The sequence below is a fragment of the Dehalobacter sp. MCB1 genome, assembly GCF_003590275.1.
Classification (GTDB): domain Bacteria; phylum Bacillota; class Desulfitobacteriia; order Desulfitobacteriales; family Syntrophobotulaceae; genus Dehalobacter.
This window is the reverse complement of sequence record NZ_LXPC01000012.1, coordinates 216,377-230,664: the sequence shown is the minus strand read 5'-3', so window position 1 is coordinate 230,664 and position 14,288 is coordinate 216,377. Positions and strand designations below refer to the sequence as shown.

At 42.8% G+C, this 14,288-nt stretch carries 12 protein-coding genes; 3 read left to right on the top strand and 9 right to left on the bottom strand.

The annotated features are described in order from the left end of the window. Positions 1-61: 61 nt before the first annotated feature. The 4 genes from A7K50_RS08910 to A7K50_RS08895 form a co-directional block, all read right to left on the bottom strand. Positions 62-727 carry a 4'-phosphopantetheinyl transferase superfamily protein gene (locus A7K50_RS08910; RefSeq protein ID WP_020492450.1) on the bottom strand — a complete coding sequence of 222 codons (666 nt, stop codon included), beginning with the start codon at positions 725-727 and terminating at the stop codon, positions 62-64. Positions 728-1,510: 783 nt separating this feature from the next. Continuing rightward, the gene (locus tag A7K50_RS08905) at positions 1,511-2,905 is read right to left on the bottom strand and encodes an ATP-binding protein (protein WP_243103701.1); all 1,395 of its coding nucleotides are present in this window, start codon (positions 2,903-2,905) and stop codon (positions 1,511-1,513) included. Between the two features lie 13 nt (positions 2,906-2,918). Beyond that, positions 2,919-3,608, bottom strand: a complete 690-nt coding sequence (locus A7K50_RS08900; protein ID WP_119775668.1) for a response regulator transcription factor — start codon at positions 3,606-3,608, stop codon at positions 2,919-2,921. Positions 3,609-3,735: 127 nt separating this feature from the next. Beyond that, complete coding sequence (locus A7K50_RS08895; RefSeq protein ID WP_026156508.1) at positions 3,736-4,305, bottom strand: DUF4342 domain-containing protein; 570 nt, start codon at positions 4,303-4,305, stop codon at positions 3,736-3,738. Positions 4,306-4,535: 230 nt separating this feature from the next. On the opposite strand from A7K50_RS08895, the gene A7K50_RS08890 reads away from it, so the two are divergent. From A7K50_RS08890 to A7K50_RS08880, 3 genes are read left to right on the top strand one after another with little or no spacing between them, the layout of a single operon-like run. Then, on the top strand, positions 4,536-4,979 hold the full coding sequence (locus A7K50_RS08890) for a MarR family transcriptional regulator (RefSeq protein WP_119775666.1): 444 nt from the start codon (positions 4,536-4,538) through the stop codon (positions 4,977-4,979). Between the two features lie 48 nt (positions 4,980-5,027). Next, positions 5,028-6,755, top strand: coding sequence for an ABC transporter ATP-binding protein (locus A7K50_RS08885; protein WP_119775664.1), 1,728 nt, complete (start codon positions 5,028-5,030; stop codon positions 6,753-6,755). Continuing rightward, positions 6,752-9,187, top strand: a complete 2,436-nt coding sequence (locus A7K50_RS08880) for an ABC transporter ATP-binding protein (protein ID WP_119775662.1) — start codon at positions 6,752-6,754, stop codon at positions 9,185-9,187. The genes A7K50_RS08885 and A7K50_RS08880 overlap by 4 nt, the downstream gene beginning before the upstream one ends. Before the next feature lie 6 nt (positions 9,188-9,193). On the opposite strand, the gene A7K50_RS08875 is transcribed toward A7K50_RS08880, so the two are convergent. The 5 genes from A7K50_RS08875 to A7K50_RS08855 all read right to left on the bottom strand — a co-directional run bounded on the left by A7K50_RS08875 (position 9,194) and on the right by A7K50_RS08855 (position 14,188). Continuing rightward, a complete protein-coding gene (locus A7K50_RS08875; protein ID WP_020492459.1) occupies positions 9,194-9,526 on the bottom strand; it encodes a hypothetical protein in 333 nt (110 codons plus the stop codon). Between the two features lie 59 nt (positions 9,527-9,585). Then, positions 9,586-10,779, bottom strand: a complete 1,194-nt coding sequence (locus A7K50_RS08870) for an HDOD domain-containing protein (RefSeq protein WP_119775660.1) — start codon at positions 10,777-10,779, stop codon at positions 9,586-9,588. After that, on the bottom strand, positions 10,772-12,337 hold the full coding sequence (locus A7K50_RS08865; protein ID WP_119775658.1) for an ATP-binding protein: 1,566 nt from the start codon (positions 12,335-12,337) through the stop codon (positions 10,772-10,774). Before A7K50_RS08865 ends, A7K50_RS08870 begins: the two co-directional genes overlap by 8 nt. Before the next feature lie 22 nt (positions 12,338-12,359). Further along, on the bottom strand, positions 12,360-13,094 hold the full coding sequence (locus A7K50_RS08860; protein ID WP_020492462.1) for a LytTR family transcriptional regulator DNA-binding domain-containing protein: 735 nt from the start codon (positions 13,092-13,094) through the stop codon (positions 12,360-12,362). Between the two features lie 176 nt (positions 13,095-13,270). Continuing rightward, the gene (locus A7K50_RS08855) at positions 13,271-14,188 is read right to left on the bottom strand and encodes a GGDEF domain-containing protein (protein ID WP_020492463.1); all 918 of its coding nucleotides are present in this window, start codon (positions 14,186-14,188) and stop codon (positions 13,271-13,273) included. Positions 14,189-14,288 lie beyond the last annotated feature (100 nt).

The following is a 14,288-nucleotide window of genomic DNA, read 5'->3' as shown; positions in this document are numbered from 1 at the left end:
AATCTGCAAATTTTCCCGTACCTTGTCAACCTTATAAACTATGGCTTGTATTCAGAGAAGCTCAAAAGTCTGAATATCGGATGTTTACCTCATGAACTTCGGGACTGAATTCTTTTTCGCAGCCGCATGCTGCTACAGCGTAACCCGGATCAAATGGGCAAATATAAAAGAACAGCCCTTCATTCGGATAAGAAAAACTGGATCCGGCCATGCTGGAAAAATCAGCTTCTTTAAGATTACCCGCAAGGCCTGTGCCCTTTGCTTTAAGATAGCTTTCTTTAAGCGTCCAAAGTTTAAAAAAGTATTCTACTTTCCTGTCCTGGCTGAGGCTCGTTAAGAACCTGTTCTCTTGTTCAGTAAAATGCTGTCTGGCAATCTCCAGGTCAACCGGACGGATCTGTTCGAGATCAACACCTACTTTTTGATCGCTTGTCGCACAAACAACCCATTCTCCAGAGTGGGCAATACTGAAATGAAATGCTTCTAGGTCTTTGACATAAGGCTTGCCATAATCGTTTACACCAAAAGAAATTTCAGCATTTCCTCGGAAATAATTTTTCCTGACAATTTTGCGGATAAGCAGTTCTCCCAGTAAAGATCTTTTCACATCTTCGATATACTTCATTCTGCCCAAACTTATTTTTCTTTTTTCCGAGATTAGTTGGGTATAGGCATTAATCTCATTTTCGGAAATACAGGCTAAATTACAACCGAATATGTTAATCATGGAGCATTAATTCTTTTTTTTTCCTTAAATTCCTTTAACATAATCCATTTTGCTTTTATTTTTTAAATTATATTTGAAAATTAGATAAGAAATTTTTTAAGGTCGAGGATATGCAATGCTCTGAGTCATATTCTAACATTTGAGCCTATTTTAAGCAATTTTTTTCGACAAAAAAAGCCATTTACATTTTCCCCGGAATTGGCTTGCTTTAAAGTATCATGGCGGTCAAAGAAGACAGCACAGAGTTTTGATGTCTCGGGCTGTCTTCTTCAAAATATTAAAGATTTGTTGACTATTGATTCTTTATTCTGGATATTGAATAAGATCAATCCTATATCAGATCATTTAGAAAACGATCCCCATTGCAATTAAGAGGAGAATGATAACCACTACGATCGCGATGCCGCAGAGGCAACCGCCGCCGCCAAATGTTCCGCCGAAAGTACCTGCTCCAACTGCCATGTTTTTCACCTCCCGGTCAAAGAATACCTGATAAATGCTGCATGCCAAAATTGATTTAGAAGATAACGCCCAGAGCAATCAGGATCAGTACTGCAATAGCGATTATGCCAGCACCGGCACCCATTCCGCAGCCACGGCCATAACCATAAGAACCGTACATATTTTTCCCCCTCCTCGTATCTTAACTTCTTAAGAACTGATTTCGAAATATCTTATTCACAAGCCAGGCAAATTGCAACCTTAATTTCCCAATATTTCTATTAATTGCTTTACGCACAAAAAAAGAGAGACAAAAGTCTCCCCATATCTCTAGGGTTATTGTTAGGAGAGCAGGATGATAAATTCGGAACCTTCTTCAACTTTGCTTCGCACTTTGATTTTCCCATTGTGGCCCAGGATAATGATCTTGGCAATTGCGAGTCCCAGACCATAACCACCCCGTTCCTTCGTTCTGGACTGGTCTGAGCGGTAGAAGCGGTCAAAGATGTGCTTTAACTCATTATTCGTCATACCTGATCCGGTATCCTTGATGCTTATCGCAATGGACTCCCCTTCTTTGCCAAGACGGACTGAAATCTGTCCGCCAGTCGGTGTATATTTCATGGCATTGTCCATAAAGATGCGACAGGCCTGTTTCATTAGGTTCCGGTCACCAAACATCGAGATTTCCTGATTAAGCTCATTGTTGATTTGATGCCCGGAATCAATGATCTGGGTCTCTCTGATGACTTCCTGGAGCATTTCCGTCAAGCTGAATTCTTCCTTTTGATAGGCGAGGGTACTGTTGTCATGCCTGGCAAGAAACAGCAATTTGTCGATCAGCTCCTGCATATTTCCGGCTTCATTTTTGATAGCCGTTATGGATTCCTGCAGAACTGCCTGATCGTTTTTTCCCCAGCGGTCGAGCATGACTGCATAGCCCTGTATCACGGCGATCGGTGTTCTTAGCTCATGCGAAGCATCCGATACAAACTGTTTCTGCCTATTATATTGATCCTCTAATCTGTTCATCATTTCATTAAAGGTAAGTGCCAGTTCCTTCAGTTCATTTTTTGACCCGCTTACATTGAGCCTTAAATTTAAATTCTGCTCGGAAATTACCTTTACCGTCCGGGTCATCTCACGTATGGGTTCAAAAATTCCTCTCCCTGATACGGCAATCGCAATCAGAGCCAGGAACAAGAACGGCACAAAGACAAAGAGCATAATCCTGGCGATGAACAAAATATCCGTAATCTCATCCTGAATGTTGGAAAAGATAATCATCCTGCCGGTAGTTCCGGCTATTTCAAAATCCCTGTTTACGGATACGTAGATGTTTCCTTGATCCTTGGCCAAGCCCAGCCAGTACTCAGCACCATATTCCCTCAAATTTTGATCCGTAGCCATAAGCGTCTGCTGATTGGATTCATCGATACGAAGCGGGATCTGATGCTCCCGGGAATAGGTTTCCAGTTCTGAAAAACCGCTGCTGTCCGTGCTAAGCATCTTCTGGATGTCCAAATAGTCCTGCTTAACCGTTTCCTGGATTCTAAATCCGCCATAAACCAGGATAACGATAAGACCGGCTCCCAGCACTGTCCGCAAAAGTATGCCTGTATACCTCAAGGAAAGTTTTAAGCGAATTGAATAAGCGATCTTTTCCCGGATAAATGCATAAAGAAGCCTGAAAAGATAAACCGGAAAAAAGATCACCTTGAGGATATTTTTGAACATGTTCTTATTCGCTTTATTTTTCTTCTTCATATTTGAGAAGATACCCAACCCCTCTTACGGTGTGAATAAGTACGATACCATATTTCTGGTCAATTTTATTGCGCAGGTACTTGATATAGACATCGGTGACATTGGTATCTCCATAGTAGTCATATCCCCAGACATGATCAAGGATTTTTTCGCGCGACAATACAATGCCTTTATTCTCCATCAGATATTTCAGAAGCTCAAATTCTTTCTTGGAGAGGGATATATCTGCCCCCTGACAGGTAACCCGATGTTCATCTTTATACAAAATTACCGGTCCGGCCGTGATCCTATTATTTTGATCTTCCTTTTTCCCCCTGCGCTTTAGGATCACTCTGATCCTCGCCAGCAGCTCTTCAATGGCAAATGACTTGGTCATATAGTCATCTGCCCCGCTGTCAAGCCCCATTACTTTATCGGAAACATCATCTTTGGCGGTCAGCATAATGATCGGGATGTCCGATTCACGCCTTACCCTCCGGCAAATTTCAATACCGCTGAGACCGGGGAGCATCAGGTCCAGAATGATCAAATCCGCCTTCCCCGAGACTGCTTTTTCATAGCCCTCTCTTCCCTCGTGAGCAAGTTCTACCTCATAGCCTTCATGGGTGAGCTCCAATTCCAGGAACCTGGCTATTTTTACCTCATCTTCAATGACCAGAATTCTGGTTTTCATCCTGTTCTCCGTCCTTCATCAAAGCATTGGGACGATTTCATTATAATTGGAAATGAACCTGTAAACAACACAGGTTCATTTCTCATCAGCTTTATCTCATTACGAGCACCCTGACCATTTATAGGTACTAACCAATCGTAATCTCATTACAATCCTCTTCTTTTTTATCTTCATTCGTAGGATTGGTTTCAGCCCGGGTAGTGTTTGCCTGTTCTGCTGCCGGCTTTTCCCTCATTTTATCAGCCGCAGTTCTGACTTTGCTGCCTATACCGTCGACAAACTCATTGATATCAACATCCTGCCCCTTTTCTTTTCTGATCCTGATCCGATAACCCATTACGTATAGCAGGATAAAAGCTGCAGCATACAATCCTATGATCGGCATTGTGATTAACATAGCGATAATTAGAATAATGACCGGTATATTCAGAATAATGGTCTGATCCTTCTCAATAATAAATCTTGTGACGCAACCTTTTTGAAGCAGTGCTTTTACTTTTTTGCCGAAGCTCTGTTCTTTTTGACAGGTTTTCTGATTGGAATTTGAATTTGATTGATTCCCATGCATTTTTTCAAAGGCAATGATCGCGTCAATCAAATCCCCATCATACTTTTCCAAAAGTTCCTTGGCTTCCTGATAACTGCAGTTGGTCCTTTTTCTCATTTCGTCCATTTGTTCCATACTGATACTCATCATTTTCATCTCCATTTCTAAACGATGGTTTTATTATAATAACGTCAGATGAGACTACGCTTAATTCAGGATTAAAATTTGATTAGAATTCATGCAAAATAAGACCAAAATAAGACAAAATCTGTTTTGGAATGTTGTTGACAGTGTCAGCCTGGATCAATATAATATTTTGTATGCGAAATATTCGTGTCGGTAGTATTAGTGTAGCGTAAAGTTTAAGGAGGCCTGTTTCTATGGAAAGCACCCCTAATAATGAAGTAGAAATCGTGCGGCTTTTTTTTGAAGTTGGCAAATCTATGAAGCGGATACTGCGAAAAAGTTTTGGATGTGACGGCTTAACAATACCGCAAGGCATGGTTATGAACACTCTAATGAGATCCGGCGAGATGAAGATCTCCGAAATAAGCAGCGTCCTGCATCTGTCCAACAGTACGATCTCAGGAATTATTGACCGTCTGGAAAAACAGCAGTTGGTCATTCGAACCAGAAGTGAACAGGACAGACGAATCGTCTATGTCAAAGCGGGTCCTCATTTTATTGACCTTCACCGAAAGTCCTATCGCAAAACCGAAAATGACTTGCAGAAAGTGCTTAGCAAGGCTACCTCTGAAGATATGCAAAAAATATCTGAGGGTTTGGTTGCTTTAAAAAAGACCCTGGATCAAAATTGCACCTAATCTTTCTACAGAACATGGAACATTACAAAAGAGAAAGGATATTGGGTTATGTTAAAATTAGTTCGTTATTTAAAACCTTTCAGACATCTGGTTTACGGCGTTCTGATCCTGGTTTTTCTCCAAACGCTTGGTGACCTGTATCTGCCAACGCTGATGTCGGATATTATCAATGACGGCGTCATGAATGGCGACACGCAGAAGATTCTTCATATCGGAGGAATCATGCTTCTGGTCGCCGCAGTAAGCGCTTCATTTTCTATCCTGGCCAGCTTTTTATCATCTAAGGTTGCCGTAGGGCTGGGGACTACACTGCGGAGCAGGATCTTCGGAAGAGTTGAAAGTTTTTCTTTACATGAATTTGATAAACTCGGCACCGCTACGCTCATTACCCGGACGACAAATGATATCACCCAAATCCAGATGGTTACGATCTTGATTACGCGTATGATGATCAGTGCCCCGATTATGGCAATCGGCGGAATCATTTTGGCTTATCGGGAAGATAAGGCCCTAACATGGGTATTTGCTGTCGCCATACCGGTACTGGCAATCGTCATCGCAATCATTGCATCCAAAATGATTCCACTGTTTCGGTTAGTTCAGGTAAAAATTGACAGGATCAACCTGGTGCTTAGAGAAAAACTTACCGGCGTACGGGTCATCCGGGCCTTCAACACAATCGAACATGAAAAAAAGCGTTTTGACGACGCCAACGTTGATCTTACGGACAATTACATTAAAGTAAATAAAATCATGGCTTTTATGATGCCGTCGATTATGCTGATCATGAACTTAACTTCACTGGCGATCCTCTGGTTTGGGGGCATCCGTATCAGTATCGGCGATATGGACCTAGGAGCCCTTTCGGCATTTACACAGTATGCGATGCAGATCATGATGTCCATGCTGATGCTGGCCATGATGTTCATCATGGTTCCCCGGTCCCAGGCTGCTGCTGTCAGAATCAACGAAGTCCTGGAAACCGTACCTGAAATTGAAGATGCCAAGGAATTGAAGGATACTTTCACCGGCAAAGGTTATGTGGAATTCAAGGATGTCACCTTTAGCTATCACGGCGCGGAAGAACCCGCTATCAGGGATGTTTCCTTCGCTGCCCGGCCGGGCGAGATCACAGCGATTATCGGCAGTACTGGTGCTGGGAAATCTACGCTGATCAATCTGATACCCAGGTTTTATGACGTTGACAGCGGTTCTGTCCTAATCGACGGTGTGGATGTCCGGGAAATATCCCAGGAAAACCTTAGGCAGAAAATTGGTTTCGTACCGCAGAAAGCGGTCCTCTTTTCGGGAACGATTTCCGAAAATATCCGTTTTGGCAGTAAAGAGGCCTCCGAAGAAGAAATTTTGCACGCAGCAGAAGTCGCCCAGGCAGCCGAGTTTATTGCCAAGATGGACGACGGGTATGACCATGTTATCACTCAAGGCGGTACCAATGTATCCGGCGGTCAAAAACAACGACTGGCAATTGCCCGGGCTCTGGTCCGCAGACCGGAGATCTGTATTTTTGACGACAGTTTTTCGGCCCTGGATTTTAAAACAGATGCGCGTCTGCGTGCTGCCCTGAAGCAGGAAATAGCCGAGGCGACAGTCCTTATTGTTGCTCAAAGGGTTGGGACCGTCATGGACGCAGATCAAATCATTGTCTTAGATAACGGTCAGATTGCAGGCATTGGAACACACAAAGAACTGTTGAGCAGCTGCGAAGTCTATCGTGAGATTGTCTCATCCCAGCTGTCAGAGGAGGAAATCGCATGAGCGGTGAAAATCAAAACCAAAACACGATGCGCAATCGGCAAAACCGAAGAGGATCAGAAGGGCCGGGAGGGCCGGGAGGGCCCGGAGGACCGGGGGGGCACTTTGGTGCTCCTGTGGAAAAAGCTAAAAATTTCCGCGGCAGTCTGGCAAGGCTCATTCGGTATTTAAAACCGCATAAAGTCCATTTAATTGTTGTATTGATCTTTGCCATTGCCAGTACATCTTTTACAATTGCAGCTCCTAAGATAAGCAGTAAAGCAATTAACAAACTACAGGATGCCTATATGGCGAGGACGATGCTGCAAAAAATGTCCGAGGCACAGGAAAACGGCCTTGACAGCATTTATACCCAAATGGCCGATGTCCAAATGAAGGCAGTCGACCAGGTCAATAAGCAGATGACGAATGCCGCAGCCAGTGAACCAATCAGCCCTGCATCTTTGGATGCGGTCAAAGCGCTGGTAATGCTGCCTGCGATCAATACAATTCAAGATCCGGAGGAGAAAGCCAATACCGTCATTCGAATGCTAGATCTCTTCAATGCCCTGCCAAATATGCAGGAAAACATTACCGGCGGTAATACTCAGGACGGATCGGTGAAAATGATTGATACGAATAGCATAAATACAATCAAAACATTCCTGCAATTGCCAATGCTGAGTTCGTTAACGGATGCCGAAGAAAAAGCGGATGTCTGTCAGAAAATCATTGATTTAGGGAAAAAGATGTCCGCAACCGGTGATGCAGGCTTGAATTTGCCGAATACACAGCAAAATGTCAAGCTTACCGATAATCAAATCGGCGGCGCCATTAAGTCCATCAGAGAAACGAACGGTGAATATGATTTTCATTATATTGGTATGATCGCCTTGATCCTGATCGGTATGTATCTCATCAGCGCCTTATTCGGCCTGATCATGGGTCTTGTCATGTCAGGCGTTTCTCAGCGGACAGTCCGGGATTTACGTCGGGAAGTTGATAACAAGCTGGCAAAATTGCCTTTAAAGTATTATGATATGCACCCTTATGGCGATATCTTAAGCCGTGTGACCAACGATATCGATACCATTGCCACTACCTTGCAGCAAAGCTTGACCCAAATTATTACCTCCGTGGTAACAATTGTAGGCTATATTATTATGATGCTTACGATCAGTCCGGTACTCACCCTGATCATTATTGCCTCGTTACCGCTGTACATGGCAGCCACGACAATGATCGCCAAGAAATCCCAGAAATACTTTGCCATCCAACAGAAAGAGCTGGGAGACCTCAGCGGCCATGTTGAAGAGATGTATACAGGTCATAAGATCGTCAAGGCCTTTGGGCATGAAAAAGATGCGATCGAGAAATTTGAATCGATCAATACCCGGTTGTATGGCGCGGGCTGGAGAGCCCAGTTTGTATCCGGGATTATGTTCCCGCTGATGAATTTTATTAGTAATCTCAGTTATGTCGGCATTAGCATTGTCGGGGGCATCTGGATCACGCGCAACCTGTTAGGATTAGGTGATATCCTGGCTTTTATCCAATATTCACGGTCATTTACGATGCCGATTATCCAAACCGCCAATATCGCCAACGTTATCCAGTCTACTATTGCCTGCGCTGAACGGGTCTTTGAAGTTCTGGACGAGCAGGAAGAAATCCCTGACAGTCCTGAAGCTGTGATCCTGAATATGCCCAAAGGGAATATCCGCATCGAACATGTCAGCTTCCGCTATAAAGAAGATGTCCCGTTAATTGAAGATATGAATCTTGAAGTCAGGCAGGGAGATACTATCGCCATTGTTGGTCCGACAGGCGCAGGCAAAACGACTCTGGTCAACCTGCTGATGCGGTTTTATGAGATCAACTCCGGTAAAATTAGTATTGACGATGTGGATATCAAGGATATGCCGCGCAGCGAACTACGCAAACTCTTCGGAATGGTCCTTCAGGATACCTGGCTCTTTAACGGAAGTATTAAGGATAATATCGCTTACGGCAAAGAGAACGCTTCCATGGACGAAATCGTCCGTGCGGCCAAGGCAGCCCATGCCGACCACTTTATCCGGACACTTCCCGAAGGCTACGACACGGTTCTGAATGAAGAAGCGACCAATATCTCGCAGGGACAGAAGCAGTTGCTCACTATCGCCCGGGCTATTTTGGCCGATCCGGCAATATTGATTCTCGATGAAGCAACCAGCAGCGTGGACACCCGGACTGAAGTATTGATCCAGAAAGCAATGAAGAACCTGATGAAAGGCCGGACAAATTTTGTAATTGCGCACAGGCTTTCCACCATACGCGATGCTGAACTTATTCTGGTCATGAATAACGGCAGTATCATTGAAACAGGAAATCACAAAGAGCTACTAGCTAAAGGCGGATTCTACGCCGAATTATATAACAGCCAGTTCTCGGAAGACGCGGATATTGCGGGATAACACACCCTAATGGTCTGAAGTCCCCAATTCGAAATCTTTCGGGGAGATAGTTTCAAAAAAGAATTTTCTGATTTTCTCGAGATTGCATTCCGTAGAAAACCTGATTCTTAACCCTTCTTCCTTGATGATTTCTGCACTATGATCATTGCTGCCAATATCTTTCGGATAAAACTCAATGATGTTTGCAATCTTTTTCAAGCTGGAAATGACGGCTAGCGCTTTATAATCTTGTGTTTTGCTTCCCTCTTCAAAATATATGACAACATCATGAACGCAGCTCATTGAATACTTCTCCCACCTTTCCTTGCAGCCGCTTATGTCAATAGCATACCACGTCATTTTGTCGTGGCGGATAATTTGCCGCAAAATGTAAAAAAACAACCTAAATGGTTGTTTTTTTACAATGAATGGTGAATCCCAGCCTCATCCAAAAAACGATCAGGATCGTCTTTGTTAATATCCAAGAAATCAAGCACCTGCGAATCGATCTTTACGGACTCCTGCTTGCAAATGCTTTTCCAGGAATAGATATCGGCAATATGCACCAGGGCGACCATCTCCTTGTCGATGACCTTTTCATCAAGCGGACAGTGGTGAAAAAGAGCGGACTCCACGATCGAATACGGAAGCTCCCACCAATCCAGCAGATGGCCGCCAATCTCCCCATGAGATACATCCGTAAATTCCATTTGTTCATAATAGTCGAATAGATTCCGATTGCCTATGTTCTTCTCAACTGCTCGCATATATTCATACCAGAAATTATTCAGCAGAACCACTTTGCCAACATCATGCAACAATCCGGCCATTGTACTCGATTCAGGCATTTTCTTATGATGGATCTTTTGGTAGAAAACATTCAGGATGGTATTGGTCGTTACAGCATGGAACCAGAGCATCGCGATATCTCTTTGGTAACGCGCATTTTTTTCCCCTTTGGTTTCCTGATGCAGACAGGCACTCAGGACTATATTTTTGACATCCGTTAGCCCCAAATAATTAATAGCCTGGATTACCGAACCTGTTTTTACCCCTAAGTGGGCAGAGTTTGCTACCTGTAATACTTTCGCGGTTATGGAAGGATCACTTTCGATCGTTTTGGCGATTTCCTTCATGCCCGCATCCTGTTCGATCAGAGAATTAAATTTATTGAAGACATTCTGTGGGGATGGCAAAAATTCGATTTTATTGATCACTTCCAGTAGGTTTCGGTTTTTCAAGATCTTTTCCACTTCAAAAATATGTTCGATGGTCCTGAGCAGGTCCTTGTTTTGCCATGGTTTAAACAGATAGTGTTTTGCCAAACAATTCTGTTGTATTTTCAAAAGCATGCTTTTATCGACATGCCCGCTTAAAACAAGTCTGATCGTCGACGGATATTTTTCTTTGACTTGTGTCAAAAGCTGAAAGCCGTCCATTCCCTGCATTTTGACATCCGTTACAATCAGATCAATTTTCTTTCTTTGAAGAATTTCCAGAGCCTCTTCACCGCTTTCCGCAGTAAGAACTTCATAGCTGCTGCCAAAGAAAGCCCTATTCAGTGCCCGCAATATTGCTCTTTCATCATCTACAAACAAAATTGTTTCATTCATTTTCTTCACCTGTATTGGCTTCCGGCTGCTGCCTGACAGGCAGCAGGATTATAAACCTCGTACTTATGCCCGGCGTGCTTTGAACTGAAATCTGCCCCCCGTGCGTATTGACAACAATATCGTAGGCAATACTGAGCCCAAGGCCTGTACCCTGCCCAACGGGTTTTGTGGTAAAAAACGGATTGAAAATCTCTCTCAGGTTTTCTTTATTGATCCCTGTCCCATTGTCTTCAATCTGACACCGCACAAAATCATCCGCGACTGCTGTACTAACCATGATAGATCCAAGTGTCTCCGGTTCTTTTGTCTTTATGGCGTAGACTGCATTCAGGATGATGTTCAAGAGTACCTGATTGATCTGATTGCCCTTCGCCTGAATTAAAGGAAGCTCCCCAAACAATTCGATTACCCTGGCATGGTGCTTAATCTCATTTCTGGCCACTAAAAGCGTATTCTTCAATCCGTTATTCAGATCGTAATCTTCAAACTCGTTGCCTTGATCCGCTCTGGAAAAGGTTTTAAGTCCGGTTACAATTTCACTGATCCGTTTGAGGCCATCCTCAATATCAAAAAATAAATCTTCCAGGTCTGTTGAGATATACTTCAGGTTGTTGGTTTCTTCAAGCTTTCTCAAGTTTTCTATCTGTGAGGCAAGCAAATTCTTCTCGCTTGGGCACAGCTGCTCCAAAAAGCTGTGATAGGCGTTGATCATATTCGTATACTGATCAAAATAAAGACGAGAGGTCTCAAAGTTACTGGAAATATAACCAAGCGGATTATTGATTTCATGGGCAACCCCGGCAGCCAACTGTCCAATTGCAGCAAGCTTCTCTTGTTGGACAAGCTGTTCCTGCGTTTTCTTTAAACGGCTGATCGTTGTTTTCAACTCTTCATCTGAGGCAACGTTTTGTTTAAACAACCCGGTAATTTTTTCATTCTGGCAGATTGCTTCCTGAAGCTGTTTTTCCAGCCTACGGTAACGGCCGATACTGACATTATTTACGGCCGCCATAACGACCACTAAGACCATAAACAGGATCAGCTGGGAAACATAAGACAATGTCGTCATCTGGTAAAACTGAACATGATAAGAATGGAAAAGCACATAGCATACCGAAAACAGTATGGCGACCGTTGTTGTGACCATCATAACCCGGGTGACCCGGATCATGGCCAGTATGAGCTGTAGATACGCAAAAGTGTACAAAGCCGGTCCGATAAGATCATACATTCTGACTGTTAAAAACAGAAGTGTCAACGCGGTCAGCCCCGAGATCATCCAGGTAGCATATCTCATTGCAAAGTCCAATTTCGGAACAACGTTAAATCCCAGAGCCAAAGCTAATAAAACCAAACTGTCTACGAAATACGCCTGCCAGTCACTGGCAAGATAAAAATAACGGGGAAAAAAACTAATAAATGCTGCCAGAAAGAGCAGCACAGACATATACATACTGACCATGGTATTTTCATAATAGCTTGTCAGGTTATCATCTTGCGTTTCACGAAGAGCAGATAAAACACCAGGTATCGTTCTTTTTTTCGGATATTGATTCATAATCGATTCCTATACTTTTATTTTATAACCCAAATAAATTTTTCAGCTTTTTAGTGGAGTTTCTGCTGACGGGAATAGTTTCTTTCGTTTCCTTCAACTTTAAATTATACGCACTGTTGAACCAGGGACTGATTTTTTCAATTTTATTGATATTGACAATATAGCTTCGATGGCACCGAAAAAAGCTGCCGGATCCAAGCTTCTTCTCCCACGAATTTAAAGAGTCAGGACTTTGATATCTTCCTTTTTCGGTAATAACAACGACATCCCCTTCAGCTGCCGTTAAATAAATCACCTCCGACAGGTCAATCAGAATAATGGTGTCATCTTCCCATACAGGTATTTTTTTGATTTCCTGTTCCATCTTGCGTTCCACCGGATAGAGATGTTCAGGTTTATTGGCAAGGGCTTTTTCGACCACTGAAATGACTTCTTCGTTTTTCCAGGGCTTGGCGAGGTAATAATAAATACTGCCTTCGTTAATTGCTGAAATTGCAACATTGATGTCTGACGAACCAGTGATCAGAATTCTAACGGCATCCGGATACTCTTCTCTTGAACGTTTCAATAGGTCAATACCCAGCATCCCCGGCATATTTTGGTCACAAATAATCACGTCTATCGCGCTTTTTTGCAGAAAATCCAGCGCTTCTTTCGAGGTCGTAGCGGCAAACAGCTCGTATCCCTGGGGATGCAGGATACGCTTTAAAGCGTTAAGCACCATCGGTTCATCATCAACCAAAAGTATTCTTGCCATATATTCCTTTCTATTTTATCTGTCCGGACAGAAAATGAATAATTTTCCTTTTTATTCTCGGGTATATTCGACATTTTCTTTTTTATTCCTTTTTTGAGTTCTTTTTTCAGCTTTATTTATTCCTAACTTTTCCCTTTCATCTTTAGATCATCTATAGTAAATATTCATTTTTTGTATTAATTGAGCGGGTTTGTTCTTAGAGTATCCTGATAGAGCTCGATTTTGTTTCTGCCCTGATATTTGGCCCGGTAAAGGGCAGCGTCCGCCTGGGTAATTAGTTGATCTTTATTTTTAGCCAGATCAGGGAAAATTGAGAAACCGACCGAAAGCGTCAAGGTTTTTGTAACGTGACAATCCGGGAAAGAAAATCGCAGACTGTAAAATGCTTCTTTGAGCCTTTCCATGACAAAATGGACTTCTTCGATGCCGGAATCAGGCAAAATTACTGCAAACTCGTCTCCGCCGTAGCGACAGGCAATATCTGATTTTCTCGTAGTGTTTTGGATTAGCCCGGCGGTTTTTCTTAGTATTTCATCACCGAAATAATGGCCATAGGAATCATTGTACATCTTAAAGTTGTCAATATCGATCATACATAAAACAAGCGTACGATTTGCTCTGATGGCTCTCGCAATCTCTTCGTCAAGCCTTTGCTGAAAATACCTATGATTGTAGATCTCTGTCAGACCGTCTGTCACAGAAAGGGTCTCAAGTATTTTCTGAGTTTTTTTATTGCGTTCAACTTCAACGGCAATAATCGCAGATCCAAAAAAGTTTGCCAGGATGAACACGGCAATAGCAAAATAATATGGGTCACCTTGCATTATTCCGAATCTGAACGGAGCAGTAATCCCTATGATACTGTATATAAGTGTAACCATAAGGCCGGCATACCCAAAGATCAGCGGCATCAGCAACGTGACGATAGCCATTATACTCCCAATAATAATTCCCGGAGCTGTATTCAGATTGCCAAAAAGCAGAACCAAGACCAAGACCCCAATAAATAATAAGCAAATAATAAATTTACTTTTTTGACTGAGTTTATGTCTATCTAAAAAAGCATGATCATCTTTTCGATCAAATAAATTCATGATGTGACCCCCTATATAAACCTTTACTTTTCAGCAAAAGCTATTGTATGATTCTTCCAATTGTATTGTCATGCTATCAGATTATCTCATTAAGTCTTCT